Annotated in this window: 12 protein-coding genes; 8 read left to right on the top strand and 4 right to left on the bottom strand. The window is 65.3% G+C overall.

What is annotated here, in order from left to right:
* Positions 1-122: 122 nt before the first annotated feature.
* The 3 genes from glxR to gcl all read right to left on the bottom strand — a co-directional run bounded on the left by glxR (position 123) and on the right by gcl (position 3,671).
* Entirely contained in the window at positions 123-1,007 is an 885-nt protein-coding gene (glxR, locus tag ACFO0J_RS12795) for a 2-hydroxy-3-oxopropionate reductase (protein WP_376813472.1), read from the bottom strand.
* A gap of 44 nt (positions 1,008-1,051) precedes the next feature.
* Positions 1,052-1,828, bottom strand: a complete 777-nt coding sequence (gene hyi / locus ACFO0J_RS12790) for a hydroxypyruvate isomerase (protein WP_376813471.1) — start codon at positions 1,826-1,828, stop codon at positions 1,052-1,054.
* Between the two features lie 61 nt (positions 1,829-1,889).
* Complete coding sequence (gene gcl, locus ACFO0J_RS12785) at positions 1,890-3,671, bottom strand: glyoxylate carboligase (protein WP_376813470.1); 1,782 nt, start codon at positions 3,669-3,671, stop codon at positions 1,890-1,892.
* A 234-nt stretch (positions 3,672-3,905) separates the two neighbouring features.
* Between gcl and ACFO0J_RS12780 the strand changes: the two genes are divergently transcribed.
* From ACFO0J_RS12780 to ACFO0J_RS12770, 3 genes are read left to right on the top strand one after another with little or no spacing between them, the layout of a single operon-like run.
* The gene (locus ACFO0J_RS12780; protein ID WP_376813469.1) at positions 3,906-4,823 is read left to right on the top strand and encodes a LysR family transcriptional regulator; all 918 of its coding nucleotides are present in this window, start codon (positions 3,906-3,908) and stop codon (positions 4,821-4,823) included.
* Positions 4,820-5,740, top strand: coding sequence for a DMT family transporter (locus tag ACFO0J_RS12775; RefSeq protein ID WP_376813468.1), 921 nt, complete (start codon positions 4,820-4,822; stop codon positions 5,738-5,740). The genes ACFO0J_RS12780 and ACFO0J_RS12775 overlap by 4 nt, the downstream gene beginning before the upstream one ends.
* Before the next feature lie 4 nt (positions 5,741-5,744).
* Positions 5,745-6,710, top strand: coding sequence for a LysR family transcriptional regulator (locus tag ACFO0J_RS12770; RefSeq protein ID WP_376813467.1), 966 nt, complete (start codon positions 5,745-5,747; stop codon positions 6,708-6,710).
* A gap of 15 nt (positions 6,711-6,725) precedes the next feature.
* Here the strand turns inward: ACFO0J_RS12770 and ACFO0J_RS12765 are convergent, their stop codons facing one another.
* Complete coding sequence (locus tag ACFO0J_RS12765) at positions 6,726-7,181, bottom strand: Lrp/AsnC family transcriptional regulator (protein WP_376813466.1); 456 nt, start codon at positions 7,179-7,181, stop codon at positions 6,726-6,728.
* 146 nt (positions 7,182-7,327) lie between these two features.
* Between ACFO0J_RS12765 and kynU the strand changes: the two genes are divergently transcribed.
* The 5 genes from kynU to ACFO0J_RS12740 all read left to right on the top strand — a co-directional run bounded on the left by kynU (position 7,328) and on the right by ACFO0J_RS12740 (position 14,826).
* On the top strand, positions 7,328-8,578 hold the full coding sequence (kynU, locus tag ACFO0J_RS12760; RefSeq protein ID WP_376813465.1) for a kynureninase: 1,251 nt from the start codon (positions 7,328-7,330) through the stop codon (positions 8,576-8,578).
* A gap of 163 nt (positions 8,579-8,741) precedes the next feature.
* Positions 8,742-10,151 carry an amino acid permease gene (locus tag ACFO0J_RS12755; RefSeq protein ID WP_376813464.1) on the top strand — a complete coding sequence of 470 codons (1,410 nt, stop codon included), beginning with the start codon at positions 8,742-8,744 and terminating at the stop codon, positions 10,149-10,151.
* 180 nt (positions 10,152-10,331) lie between these two features.
* Positions 10,332-11,396 (top strand): porin, encoded by a 1,065-nt coding sequence (locus tag ACFO0J_RS12750; RefSeq protein WP_376813546.1) that lies wholly within the window; start codon positions 10,332-10,334, stop codon positions 11,394-11,396.
* Between the two features lie 46 nt (positions 11,397-11,442).
* Positions 11,443-13,212, top strand: a complete 1,770-nt coding sequence (locus ACFO0J_RS12745) for an LVIVD repeat-containing protein (RefSeq protein ID WP_376813463.1) — start codon at positions 11,443-11,445, stop codon at positions 13,210-13,212.
* A gap of 156 nt (positions 13,213-13,368) precedes the next feature.
* A complete protein-coding gene (locus ACFO0J_RS12740; RefSeq protein ID WP_376813462.1) occupies positions 13,369-14,826 on the top strand; it encodes a 2-hydroxymuconic semialdehyde dehydrogenase in 1,458 nt (485 codons plus the stop codon).
* Positions 14,827-14,837: the final 11 nt, after the last annotated feature.

The following is a 14,837-nucleotide window of genomic DNA, read 5'->3' as shown; positions in this document are numbered from 1 at the left end:
GCCGCTTGCAAGCGGCGAGGTGGTTAACGAATTAACGAATCGCAAACCGCGACGGCCGGGCGGCCGCCGTGGTTTGCGCCCTGTCCGGTCGGCAGCGCCGCCGGACAGGAAGCAAGACTACATCACTGGCCGATTTCGTGGTTCGCCATGATTTCCAGCGCGCGCACCATGCCGGAGTGATCCCAGCCGGCGCCGCCGTGGGCCACGCAGGCGTTGAACAGTTCCTGGGCCACGGCCGTGCTGGGCAGGGACAGCCCCAGTTGGCGGGCGGTGGACAGGGCCAGGTTCAGGTCCTTCTGGTGCAGGTTGATGCGGAAGCCCGGGTCGAAGGTGCGCTTGACCATGCGCTCGCCGTGCACTTCCAGGATGCGCGAGCTGGCGAAGCCGCCCATCAGCGCCTGGCGGACCTTGGCCGGATCGGCGCCGGCCTTGGAGGCCAGCACCAGGGCTTCGCCCACGGCTTCGATGGTCAGGGCGACGATGATTTGGTTGGCGACCTTGGTGGTCTGGCCGTCGCCGTTGCCGCCGACCAGGGTGATGTTCTTGCCCATCAGTTCGAAGATCGGCTTGCACTGGTCGAAGGCCGCCTGGCTGCCGCCGATCATGATGGTCAGGCTGGCGGCCTTGGCGCCGACTTCGCCGCCGGACACCGGGGCGTCCAGGTATTCGCAGCCCAGCGCGTTGATCTTCTTGGCGAATTCCTTCGTCGCCACGGGCGAGATCGAGCTCATGTCGATGACGATCTTGCCCTTGGACAGGCCGGCGGCCACGCCGTTTTCGCCGAACAGCACGGCTTCGACGTCAGGGGTGTCGGGCACCATGACGATGATGATGTCGGAAGCCTGGGCGACTTCGGTGGCGCTGGCCAGGGACTTGGCGCCGGCGTCCAGCAGGCTTTGCGCCGTCTTGCCGTGGGTGAAGGTGGCCAGGGTGTGGCCGCCCTGGATGAGGTTGGCGGCCATGGGGGTGCCCATGATGCCCAGACCGATGAAACCGATATTGGCCATGTGAGTTCTCCTTGTGGATTCGGGTTGAGTGCCGGAATGAGGGATCAGGCCAGCGCCTTGATCCAGCCCAGGCCGTCCTCGGTGCGGGCGGCCGGCTTGTATTCGCAGCCGATCCAGCCGTCGTAGCCGGTGGCGTCGATGTGGCGGAACAGCCAGTGGTAGTTGATTTCGCCGGTGCCCGGTTCATTGCGGCCGGGATTGTCGGCGAGCTGGATGTGGCCGATGGAACCGAGCTGCTTGCTGATCGTGTTGCCCAGTTCGCCTTCCATGCGCTGCGCGTGGTAGATGTCGTACTGCACGCGCAGATTGTCGGAACCGACTTCGGCGATGATGGCCAGCGCCTGGTCGGTGCGCGTCAGGAAGAAGCCCGGGATGTCGAAGGTGTTGATGGGCTCGATCACCAGACGGATGCCGGCCTTTTTCAGTTCGGCGGCGGCGTAGCGCAGGTTCTCGACAAAGGTCTTGTGCGCCGTGGCGGCGTCCACGCCCGCCGGAACCTTGCCGGCCAGGCAGTTGACCTGCGGGCAGTTCAGGGCCTGGGCGTATTCGATGGCGCGGGCGACGCCCTGCTTGAATTCCTCGACGCGGTCGGGGTGGCAGGCGATGCCGCGCTCGCCGGCGTCCCAGTCGCCGGCCGGCAGATTGTGCAGCACCTGGACCAGGCCGTTGTCCTTCAGGCGCTTGGCCAGTTCCTGCTTGTCGTAGGCGTAGGGGAACAGGTATTCCACGCCTTGGAAACCGGCTTTCGCGGCGGCCTGGAAGCGGTCCAGGAAGTCGATCTCGGTGAACAGCATCGACAGGTTGGCGGCGAATTTAGGCATATCGTGTACTCCGGTTGATTCTGCGGGCCGCCGCGCGGTGGCGCGGCGGCCGGGGTCCTGCTCAGTCCAGCAGGGTGATGGCGGTCGGGGCGTCTTCGCCGCGCTCGGCCAGTTCTTCGAACTCGTTGACCGCGTCGATGTCGTTACCCATGGAGATGTTGGTGATGCGCTCCAGGATGAATTCGACCACGACGGGCACGCGGAATTCCTTGATCCAGGCACGGGCCTGGGCGATCGCGGGCTGGATGTCCTCGACCTTCTTCACGCGGATGGCCTTGCAGCCCAGACCCTCGGCGACCTTGACGTGATCCACGCCGTAGCCGTCGGTTTCCGGCGCGTTGATGTTGTCGAAGGCCAGTTGCACGCAGTAGTCCATGTCGAAGCCGCGCTGCGACTGGCGGATCAGCCCCAGGTACGCATTATTGACCACAACGTGGATGTAGGGCAGGTTGAACTGCGCGCCCACGGCCAGTTCTTCGATCATGAACTGGAAGTCGTAGTCGCCGGACAGGGCCACGATTTCGTCGCCGGTGTCCGCGGCCACCACGCCCAGCGTGGCGGGCACGGTCCAGCCCAGGGGACCCGCCTGGCCGGCGTTGATCCAGTGGCGCGGGCCGTAGACGTGCAGCATTTGCGCGGCGGCGATCTGCGACAGGCCGATGGTGGTGACGTAGCGCGTGTTCTTGCCGAAGGCCTTGTTCATTTCTTCGTACACGCGCTGCGGCTTGAGCGGCGACTGGTCGAAGTGGGTCTTGCGCTGCATGGATTTTTCGCCCTTGCGCGCACGGCACTCGCCGGCCCAGGCGCTGCGGTCGCGCAGCTTGCCGGCGGCCTTCAGGCGCTTGGCCTCTTCGATCATCAGGCGCAGCGCCGCGCCGGCGTCCGAGGCGATGCCGTAGTCGGGGCCGAAGACCTTGCCGATCTGGGTGGGGTCGACGTCGATGTGCACGAAGGTGCGGCCCTTGGTGTAGACCGGGGTCGAACCCGTGTGGCGGTTGGCCCAGCGGTTGCCGATGCCCATGACGAAGTCCGAGGCCAGCAGCGTGGCGTTGCCGTAGCGGTGCGAGGTCTGCAGACCGACCATGCCCGCCATCAGGGGGTGGTCGTCGGGGATCACGCCCCAGCCCATCAGGGTCGGGATGACCGGCACGCCGGTCAGTTCGGCGAATTTCTGCAACAGGTCCGATGCGTCGGCGCTGAAGATCCCGCCGCCCGCGACCAGCACGGGGCGCTCGGAGGCGTTCAGCATGGCGACGGCCTTGGCGGCCTGGGCCGGGGTGGCCGTGGGCTTGTACACGTCCAGCGGTTCGTAGGTGTCGATGTCGAATTCGATCTCGGCCATCTGCACGTCAAAGGGCAGGTCCACCAGCACCGGGCCGGGACGGCCGGAGCGCATGATGTGGAAAGCCTGTTGCAGGATGCGCGGCACCAGTTCGGGTTCACGCGCCATCACGGCCCACTTGGTGACCGGCTTGGCGATGGTCTCGATGTCCACGGCCTGGAAGCTTTCCTTGTGCAGTTGCGAGCGCGGCGCCTGGCCGGTGATGCACAGAATGGGGATGGAGTCGCCGGACGCCGAGTACAGGCCGGTGATCATGTCGGTGCCGGCGGGACCGGAGGTGCCCAGGCAGACGCCGATGTTGCCGGGGTTGGCGCGGGTGTAGCCTTCGGCCATGTGCGAGGCGCCTTCCACGTGGCGGGCCAGCACGTGCTTGAAGCCGCCGTTCTTGCGCAGGGCGGAATACAGCGGGTTGATGGCGGCGCCGGGCACGCCGAACAGGGTGGTGATGCCTTCTTTTTGCAGGACCGCGGCGGCGGCGTCGACTGCTCTCATTCTGGCCATGATTTCTCCTGGGTCGATCAGATGGGTATGGGGTGAAGTATTCGTTGACGGGACCAGAATAAAGAAATCATCCGATGGCAGGAATCCCATCCGCCCTCTGTTCTGTCGATACTATTTGTATGTAGTGGTCGCGGCCTGGGGTAGAATTTCCTCGATTCGGGACACATGGGTTTTGTCTGGATTCTGCTTTGCTGACCGTGTCTTGAGCGTGATTTCAACCTGCGGGAGACCCTCTTGAGCCGCTATACCGAGCTACGCAGTTTTGTATTGATTGCCGAGCAGGGCAGTTTTGCCGCCGCTGCGTTGGTCGAGGGCGTGACGCCGGTCATCATGGGGCGGCGTCTGACGGCGCTGGAAAAGCGCCTGGGGGTGCAACTGGTGCACCGGTCCACGCGCGGCCTGGTGCTGACGGACCTGGGGGAACGCTATCTGGAGCACTGCCAGCAACTGCTGCATGATTTCGACGCCGCCGACGCCAGCATCATGTCCAGGCGCCGCTCCCTGGCCGGCCACCTGGTGGTGTCGGCACCGGCCTCGTTCGGGCGCCTGCACGTGGCCCCGCACGCGCTGGCGTTCAGCGAACGCTACCCGGATCTGGCGCTGTCCTTCAATTTCACCGACAGCGTGGTGGACCTGGTGCGCGAGGGCTATGACATGGCGATCCGCATCGGCGAGGTCACCGATCCGAACTACGTGGCGGTGCGCCTGTTCCCCAACCGCCGCGTGGTGTGCGGCACGCCCGCCTATTTTGAGTCGCACGGCGTGCCGCGCGTGCCGGAGGACCTGGCGCGGCACAACTGCCTGGCTTTCAATCTGCAGGGCGGGCAGCATCGCGGCTGGACCTTCGTGCGCGACGGCAAGCCGTTTGCGGTGCGGGTGCGCGGCGATCTGGCCTGCAACGACGGCGAACTGCTGTACCGCTGGGTGTGCCAGGGGCGGGGCATCGGCTGGCGGTCCACCTGGGAGATTCAGCGCGAGCTCAAGCGCGGCGAACTGGTGACGGTGCTGGATGAATTCGCCCTGCCCGCCTACGACATCCAGGCCGTCTACCCGCAGCAGCGCTACCTGCCGGCCAAGGTGCGCTATTTCATCGACGACCTGAGAAACCATTATCATGAACCCGGTTACTGGGAAGGACAGAGAGCATCTTGACTGAGAACGCTGAACACGCGTCGGCGCGGGACCCCAAGGCCCGCCGCAATGAACGGCTCGCGCTGATGGCGCTGGCCGGCATGGCCCTGGTCTGGGGCTACAACTGGGTCGTCATGAAGAAGGTGCTGGCGTATGTCGACCCCTTTGATTTTTCCGCGCTGCGCACTCTGTTCGGCGCCCTGGCGCTGATGCTGGTGCTGAAGGTCCTGCGGCGTCCCATGCGCATCCGGGCCTGGTCCCGCGTGGCGCTGCTGGGCGTGCTGCAGACCGGGGCGTTTTCCGCCCTGATCCAGCTTGCGCTGCTGCAGGGCGGCGCGGGCAAGACCTCGATCCTGGTGTACACCATGCCGTTCTGGGTCATCCCGCTGGCCTGGGCGGTGTTCGGCGAGCGGATCCGGGGCGCGCAGTGGCTGGCCCTGGCGCTGGCGGCGGCGGGCCTGCTGCTGATCCTGGAGCCCTGGAACGATCATGCCGGCATCGTCAGCGAAGTGCTGGCCGTCGCCTCGGGCCTGTGCTGGGCGCTGGCGACGCTGGTCGCAAAATGGATCAAGCGCGACTATCCGATGGACGCGCTGCCGCTGACGGCCTGGCAGATGCTGTTCGGCGCCCTGGCGCTGTGCATCGCCGCCTGGGTGGTGCCGGAACGGCCGATCGAGTTCGTGCCCTATTTCTACGTGGCGCTGGCCTACAACGCGATCCTGGCGACGGCCCTGGCCTGGTTCCTGTGGCTGTTCGCGCTGCAGCACCTGTCCGCCGGGATGGCGGGGCTGTCGTCGCTGGGCGTGCCGGTGGTCGGGGTGCTGTCCGGCTGGCTGGAACTGGGCGAGACCCCGGGCGGGCTGGAATTGGCGGGCATGATCCTGATCGGGGTGGCGCTGGCGGTGATCAGCCTGGGGTCGGTCGGCGGACGGAAGTAGGGCGATGCTGTCGGACCAGAGCCTGGCGCGGGTGCGCGACCTGAAGTTCAAGCAGTTGCTGGTGTTCGAGCGGGTGGCCACCCTGGGGTCCATGCACAAGGCGGCCGAGGCCGTGCACATGACCCAGCCCAACGTCGTCAAGGTCGTCCGCCAACTGGAAGACCTGCTGGCGGTCACGCTGTTCGAGCGCCACAGCAAGGGCGTGCGGCTGACCGTGTTTGCCGAGCATCTGCTGGAACGCATCCGCCCCATGCTGGGCGATGCGCGCGCCCTGAGCGAGGAACTGGAGGCGCTGCGCAGCGGCGAGGGCGGCCAGGTGGCGGTCGGCACGCTGATTTCCGCGTCGGCCTGGCTGCTGCCCGAAAGCGTGGCCCTGATGAAGCGCCGCCACCCCAAGGTGGGCCTGATGATCCAGGAGGCCACCAACGACATTCTGTACCCCATGCTGCAGGTCGGCGAGCTGGACGTGATCGTCGGCCGCCTGCCCGAAAACCCGGGCGAGGGGGTGGAGGTGCACGCGATCTACGACGACGAACTGATGATCGTGGCGCGCGCCGGCCATCCCCTGTCCCGGCAGTCGGATTGCGCGCCCGAGGATCTGCTGGCCTATCCCTGGATCGTGCCGTCCAATGCCTCGCCCGTGCGCAAGCAGGTGGATCGTTTTTTTCGCGGCCGCGATCTGCCGATCCCCCCCAACCAGATCGTGTCGCTGTCGATGCTGACCAATCTGGGCATTCTGGCGCGCTCCGATACGCTGGCGATGCTGCCCAGCGTGGCGGCCCGGCCGCTGATCCACGCAGGGGTGCTGTTCGAGGTCCCCATCCACGTGCGCGTGCCGTTCGGCACGATCGGCTACAGCCTGCGGGCAGACCGCGAACCGGTGCCGGCGGCGGCCACGCTCATCGGCATTCTCAAGGAAGTCGGGGCGCGGGCGCGCGGCGCCGGCGTCCCGCGCGGCACGGCGGACTGAACGCCTGCGCGGGCGTCAGAGCGGCACCCGCATGTTCAGCGACTTCAGTTCGCTGAGCACGATCTGCGAATAGATCTTGGTGACGCCCTTGAGCTTGTTCAACCGGTTGACGATGAACTGGGAGAACGCCTCGAAATCCCGGGTGCGCACGTGCAGCACGTAGTTGGTTTCGCCGGTCACGATGTAGGCGCTGACGACCTCGGGCATCAGGCCGATCTCGCGCGTGAAATAGTTGTGTTCGGCCTCGCTGATCTGGCCGATGTTCAGGTTGACCAGGGCCTGGATGTCGAAGCCCAGCTTCTTGGCGTTCAAGGCGGCGTGGTAGCCGTCGATGTAGCCGTTTTCTTCCAGCAGCTTGACGCGCCGGTGGCAGGCGGACGGCGACAGGGCGACCATGTCGGCCAGTTCGAGATTGCTGAGGCGACCGTTCTTCTGCAGCAGGCCCAGAATCTTGACGTCTACAGGATCCATTCTCATGATCGGAATATTATTCGAATGATGGTTCTAATAGTCGAATTATATTCCGATATTTACACTTGAGATTCGAATATTCGAATAATTTCCAGATGCCCCTTTGATAGACTATTTTCAGCAAAAAATGCAATACAGGAGGCATCATGATCACACTGGAACAGTGCCGGGCCCGCGACCAGGCCGATGAGCTGGCCAGTCTCAGGCAGCAGTTCGATTTACCCGAGGGCACTCTTTATCTGGACGGCAATTCGCTGGGCGCCATGCCCAAGGACGCGCTGGCGCGCGCCCAGGACGTCATCCGCCGGGAATGGGGCGTCGATCTCATCAATAGCTGGAACAAGAACAACTGGTGGGTGCTGCCCACCCGCCTGGGCGACCTGCTGGCGCCGCTGGTCGGCGCCGATGCCGGCGAAGCCATCGTCACCGACACGACTTCGCTGAACCTGTTCAAGGTCGTGGCCAATGCCGTGGACATCCAGCGGCGCGGGCATCCGGAACGCAAGATCATCCTGGCCGAGCGCGACGCGTTCCCCACGGATTTGTACATGCTCCAGGGCCTGGCCGGCATCCTGGACCAGGGCTACACCCTGCAACTGGTCGACGGGCCCGACGACCTGGGCGCGGCCGTGACGGAGCGGACCGCCGTGGTGGTGCTGTCGCACGTCAACTACCGGACCGGCTATCTGTACGACATGAAGACGGTCGATGCGCTGGTGCATGCGCAGGGCGCCCTGGCGGTCTGGGACCTGTGTCACTCGATCGGCGCCGTGCCCATCGACCTGAAGGACGCGGATGCGGACTTCGCCGTCGGCTGCACCTACAAATATCTGAACGGCGGCCCCGGCGCGCCGGCCATGCTGTGGGCGCATCCCCGGCACCGGGCCGATTTCCGGCAGCCCCTGTCGGGCTGGTGGGGGCATGCGCGGCCCTTCGACATGGCCACCGATTACGTTCCCGATCCGGGCATCCGCAGTTTTCTGTGCGGCACGCAGCCCATCGTGTCCATGAGCCTGGTCGCCTGCGGGGTGGGGATCTTCCTGCAGACCGACATGGAAAAAGTCCGCCGCAAGTCCCTGGCCCTGACCGATCTGTTCATCCAGCTCGTGGCACAGGAATGCGCCGGCCAGGACCTGACGCTGGTGACGCCGCTGGATCACAAGTACCGGGGCAGCCACGTCAGTTTCCGCCATCCCCAGGGCTATGCCGCCGTGCAGGCGCTGATCGCCCGCGGCGTGATCGGCGATTACCGCGAACCCGAGATCATGCGCTTCGGGATCACCCCGCTGTACCTGCGCTTCGCGGACATCTGGGACGCCGTCCAGCACCTGAAGGCCGTGCTGGAAGGCCGCGAGTGGGACCGGGCCGAGTACCGCGAGCGCGGACTGGTGACCTGACGGCGCGGCTACCGGCCCGTCAACCGGGCCGGTAGCCGGAAAGCGTCCCCACGCCGCGCAGCCTCCGGCCGCTTGCTGCCCTCCCCAGGGGGGCGCTTCTGGCCTTGGGGCGGCCCGGCGGCCAAAAAGAAAGATAGAAAAAGACAGAAATCAGGAGACATTCATGGACGGATTCGACAAGATCCAGTCCCGCGAGGCGGGGCTGCACAAAAAATTGACCGCGCGGCAGATGAGCATGATCGCCATCGGCGGCGCAATCGGCACGGGCCTGTTCCTGGGCAGCAAGTTCGCCATCGGCTTCGCCGGTCCGGGCGTGGTCGTGAGCTACGTCATCGGCGGCCTCATCGCCTTGCTGCTGATGGGCTGCCTGGCCGAAATGACGGTGGCGCACTCCACGTCCGGCTCGTTCGGCGCCTATGCCGAGCATTACGTCAGCCCCATGGCGGGCTTTCTGGTGCGCTATTGCTACTGGTCCAGCATCGTGCTGGCCGTCGGCACGGAAGTCACCGCAGTGGCCGAATATATGAAATTCTGGTTCCCGGACGTCGCCGCCTGGATCTGGATCGTCGGCTTCTCGGCCGTGCTGATCGGCGTCAACGCCTACAGCGTCAAGGCCTTCGGTTCGGTGGAATACTGGTTCTCGGCGACCAAGGTCTTCGCCATCGTGGCCTTCATCATCCTGGCTGCCGGGGTGCTCGTCGGCGGGCGGGAGACCGTGTCGGTGGCGGAGAACCTGACGGGGCAGGGCGGCTTCATGCCCAATGGCTGGGGCGGGGTCTGGACCGGCGTGATCATTTCGATCTTCAGCTATTTCAGCATCGAGATGATCGCCGTGGCGGCGGGCGAGGCCGAGCATCCCGAGCAGGCCGTGCGCCAGGCTTTCAAGGCGACCGTGGCGCGGCTGGTGATCTTCTACCTGCTGTCGCTGTCCCTGATCGTGATGCTGGTGCCCTGGAAGACGCTGGTGGCCGACGGCACGACCAGCCCCTTCGTCACGGTGATGCAGGCCGTGGGCATCCCCTATGCCGACAGCATCCTGAACTTCATCGTGATCATCGCCGCCCTGTCGGCCATGAACAGCATGCTGTACATCTCGACCCGGATGCTGTTCAGCCTGTCGCGGGCCGGTGACGCCCCGGCCGGGCTGGGCCGCATCCGCCGCAACGGCGTGCCGCTCAATGCGCTGGCGGTGTCGGCCAGCGGGATCGCCGTGGCGGCCTGCGTGTACGTGTCCGATCCGGGCACGGCCTTTCCGATCATGATCGCGCTGTCCATGTTCGGCGTGCTGTTCACCTGGGGCATGATCTTCTTCACGCACCTGTTCTTCCGCCGCCGCATGGCCGGCCAGGGGACGCCCCTGCGTTTCCGGATGCCCGGCTTCCCGGTCGGCACGCTGCTGGGGCTGACCGGTATCGTGGCCATCCTGCTGACCACCTGGTTCATCGACATCTTCCACGCCACGCTGGTGTTCGGCGTGCCCTTCCTGCTGATGCTGCTGGCGGTGTACGGGGTGCGGCAACTGCGCCGGGGGGATGCCGGCGATGCCGGAACCCAGGCAAACCGCGCAGGCTGATTCTTAGGGCGAACAGGCCCTGGCTACAGGGGGGCGTCGGCCCCCATTCATCGGGGTTGCCACGGACCCCGCCTCATCTCCGGAAAATCAAGCCGCCGAAGGCGGCCGGGGGAGGCTGTGTCCGTGCGATCCATAGACACACAACAAAAGCGGTCAAACCAAAGGAGACAATCCGTGAGTATGAAGAAAATGGGGGTGGTGGCGGCCTTGCTGCTGATGGCGGGAGGCGCCCATGCGGGGGCGTGGGGCGAGGAACCGGCGGGATCCAGCCTGACGCTGTCCGGCACCATCGACTTGAGCCTGCAGTACCTGGCGAATTCGGGTGAGGACGTTTCGAATACGGACCTGGCCAGCGGCGTGATGAGTGCTTCGCGCCTCGAATTCAGCGGCAGTGAAGATCTGGGTGGCGGCAACCGGGCCTACTTCACGTTCCAGCCGCAGTTCGACGCCAGCACCGGAGAAGGCAAGGAAACCTTCCGGCATTCGTACCTGGGGCTCAAGGGCGGTTGGGGCGACCTGACCCTGGGCCGCCAGGACACGCCCTCGTCATTCGTCACGGGCTATGCCGACCCCAGCTACGGCTCGGAATACAGCGTGATGAACAACATGCAGTTTTTCTACGCGCCCTATCGTGTAAACAATGCGATTCAGTACCACTCGCCTGATTTTGCCGGGTTCTCCGGGCGCCTGATGTATGCCTTTGGCGAGCAGGGCAACACCAAGGCCGGGCATTTCATGAGCGCGGCCCTGGAGTACTACAGCCATCCCCTGTACATCGGGTTCGCCAGCGAGCACTCGTATAACCGGGACATCGACCATCTGGACGATCTGCGCAGCTCGCAGGACAACTACCTGTCGGTGGTCTACAGCTTCGACAACGGGGTGGAGCCGACCTTCATGTTCCACACCTACGACGGCTACTACACCTATGCCCCCTATGTCGGGTTCGACACCAGCGGCTGGGACGTGCAGTTCGGGGTGCGTTGGGACATCGACGGCCGCAATCGCGTGCATGCCAGCTATGTGCATCGCCACGACGACAACAACACCGATGTGGGCACCGCCGATGGCGTGACCCTGGGCTATCTGTATGGCCTGTCCAAGCGGACGGATCTGTACGTGAATTATTCCTACGTGCGCAACAGCAAGAGCGTCAGCGTGCCTTATCCCGTGACCTGGAGCACGACGCCCCTGCAGGGACAAAGCCCGTCGGCGGTGGCGGTCGGCATGCGCCACAGGTTCTGAACAAGCCGCTCAAACCCATCGACTCATTTTCAGAAGGGAGACACACATGCACCTCATCTCGAACCGACGTGCCGGATTGCGGAAATCCGCGCTGGCCCTGATGCTTTTCGCGGCCTTTGGCTCGGCTCAGGGCGCGGCGCCCGCCGGCAGCCAGGCGGTACCCGGCACGCCGGGCGTCAAGGACCCCTGGATCGCCAAGTGGCTGTCTGTGACGGCGGATCGTACGCCCATGGCCGTCAAGGCAGGGGTGGATTACGGACTGGACCCGAACACCGGCGAGTTCATCTTCCCGAAGGCGACGCCCGAATCCCATGACGGCCAGAAGTTCCCAGGCCAACTGGATCACTGGGACCGCACGATGCTGGCCAAGAACGTCGAGGTCATCGCCTTCTACGAAGGCGTCGGCTCGCCGTTCCATGCCTGGAACAATGTGCTGGATCATGAAGGCAAGCGCTACCTGTACATCCATGACCGCGACTACCTGCGCATCATGGACGTGACGGATCCGGCGCACGCCAAGGTCGTCTACTCCAAAGGCGCCGTCTGGAGCGAGAAAGGCCCCAGCGAAGACTACGATCCGCGCACCGTCAAGGAATACTGGGGCGGGATGACCATTGCCTGGAACAAGAAGCTGAACAAGCCCGTGCTGGTCGCTTCGTACGAGATCGGGCGCTACGGCCTGATGGAGGACAAGCTGAAGGAACCGCAGCATGTCGCGGACCAGCGCAACTACAACTCGCTCAAGGGCTTCAAGGTCTATGCCATGAACGGCCCCCTGCCCCAGGACTGGGAGCTGCTGGCGACGCGCACGACGGATGTCACGCACCCCGATGCGCCCCTCGGGCGGCAACAGGGCTCCGGCTCGCTGGATTCCCCCGAGTACTTCGGCGGCAAGTACATGATTCTGGCCTCCGCGCCGGACGACAGCTACGCGCTGACGGAGTATTCGAACTATCTCTATTCCCCCGGTTACCAGGTCTGGGACATGTCCGACCCGGCCGACCCGGTGTTCGTGCAGCAGATCACGGTGCCTGGCCAGAAGGCGGACGACCCGGCCAGCGTGTTCGAATACCTGAAGAATCCGCGCGCGGGCAACCGGACCTCATGGATGGGCGCGCGCATGCCGCTGTTCCTGCCCGAGCCGCTGGAGCAGGGCGGAAAGATCGGTTTCGGCGCCATGGGGGGGCTGGGACTGTGGTCGTTCGACCTGAGCGATCCCGCGCAGCCGAAGATTCTCGACAACCTGAATACGCCGCCCTCCTTTTCGGGCACCGAATTCGACAACGCGGATGTCAGCCAGTACGAACGCACGGGCTATGTCCTGACGAGCGGCTATCCCCTGAACACGGATTGCAACGAGCCCTACAAGGACATCTGGGTCGTGAACGCCAAGGACCCCGCGAACATGAAGGTCGAGACCAGGCTGCCCCGGCCGGTGCCGCCCGAAGGCGCCCCGTATACCAGCTTCTGCCAACGCGGAGGGTCCTTCGGCCCCAAGCGTTCCAACTCCATCGGGCAGCCGGGGGGCTGGCGTCAGAATCTCGTGCCCTACTCCTTCTACAACGCAGGGGTGCAGCTGTTTGACGTGACCGACCCGGCCAACCCCAGGATCGCCGGATACTTCGTGCCGCCGATGGCGGATGAGACCGAGCTGCCGGCGTATCTGGGCGGCAGCCAGGGCGTGTTCGCCATGTACACGGAATACGACCGCAACATCATGTGGGCGTTCACGGATAACGGCGCCTACGCCTTGTCCTCGCCTCTGCTGGGCAAGCCGGTGATGGGCATGCCCGCCAAGCCCTGGCCCGCGCGCTGACGCGGGAAACCGGACGGATGCCTGCCCTCGGGCGGCATCCGGATGTTGCGATTCCATAATGGAATCGCAACATCGTTTTTATTGATTAGAAAATAATCTCGACACCCCCTACAGTGTCCCCATACGCACATTCACACAGCGCGAGAGACCAGCATCGTGGCCGAACTCATCACCCACTACATCGGCGGTCGCTTCATCGAAAGCGTCCGGCGGTTCCCCAACGTCAATCCGGTGGACGGCACCGTCGTGGGCGAGGTCTGCGAGGCCTCGTCCGCAGAGGTTGACCTGGCCGTCCAGGCCGCCCGGGATGCCTTGGCGGGCGACTGGGGACGTTGCAGCCCGGTCGAGCGGTCCGACTGGCTGCGCAAGCTGGCCGACGGCATCGAGCGGCGCTTCGATGAATTCGTCGAGGCCGAGGTCCGGGACACCGGCCGCACCGTGCGCCAGGCGCGCACGCTGGACGTGCCGCGCGCGATTGCCAATTTCCGTTTCTTCGCCGACCTGGTCCGCCAGGCCCACACGGAATGCTTCGAGACCGTGACGGCCGATGGTGGGCGGGCGTTGAACTACACCGTGCGCAAGCCGCTGGGCGTGGTCGTGGCGATTTCCCCCTGGAACCTGCCGGTCCTGCTGTTCAGCTGGAAAGTCGCGCCAGCCATGGCGCTGGGCAATGCGGTGGTGGCCAAGCCGTCCGAGGAGACCCCTTCGTCCGCGTTCCTGCTGGCGCAGGTGGCGCACGACATCGGCTTTCCGGCGGGCGCTTTCAACGTGTTGCAGGGCTTTGGCGGCCAGTCCGCCGGCCAGGCCATGATCAGCCACCCGGACATCGACGCCGTGACCTTTACGGGGGCCTCGGCCACCGGGGCGCACATCATGAAGACCGTGGCCGACGGGGTCAAGGACGTGTCCTTCGAGCTGGGCGGCAAGAACGCCGCCATCGTGTTCGAGGATGCGGACTTTGACGCTGCCGTGGACGGGGTCGTGAAGTCCTCTTTCACCAACTCGGGGCAGGTTTGCCTGTGCAGCGAACGGGTGCTGGTGCAGCGATCGATCTACGACCGCTTCGTCGCCGCGCTGAAGGCGCGCACCGAAGCCCTGGTGCTGGGCCGCCCGGACGATCCGGCGGCCGACATCGGGCCGATGGTATCTAGGACGCATCAGGCCAAGGTGCTGTCCTATTTTGAACTCGCCCGCCGGGAAGGCGCCACCGTCGTCACCGGCGGCGAGGCCCCCGTGTTCGGCGATGCGCGCGATGAGGGGTTCTGGGTGCGGCCGACCATCTGGACGGGCCTGCCGGACGATGCACGCTGCCTGCGCGAGGAAATCTTCGGGCCGGTCTGCCACGTGGCGCCGTTCGACACCGAGGACGAGGCCGTGGCCCGCGCCAATGATTCCGACTACGGTCTGGCCACCGCGATCTGGACGCAAAACCTGTCGCGCGCCCACCGGGTGTCGCCGCGCATGCGCAGCGGCCTGGTCTGGGTCAATACCTGGTATCTGCGCGACCTGCGCACCCCCTTCGGCGGCGTGCGCCAGTCCGGCATCGGCCGCGAGGGCGGACGCCATTCCCTGGATTTCTATTCCGAAATCACCAACATCTGCATCAAGGTCTGAGGTGCTTCGGC

Origin of the sequence: Castellaniella hirudinis, from assembly GCF_042651965.1 — a bacterium.
GTDB classification, from domain to species: domain Bacteria; phylum Pseudomonadota; class Gammaproteobacteria; order Burkholderiales; family Burkholderiaceae_B; genus Castellaniella; species Castellaniella hirudinis.
This window is presented reverse-complemented; position numbering and strand designations above follow the sequence as displayed.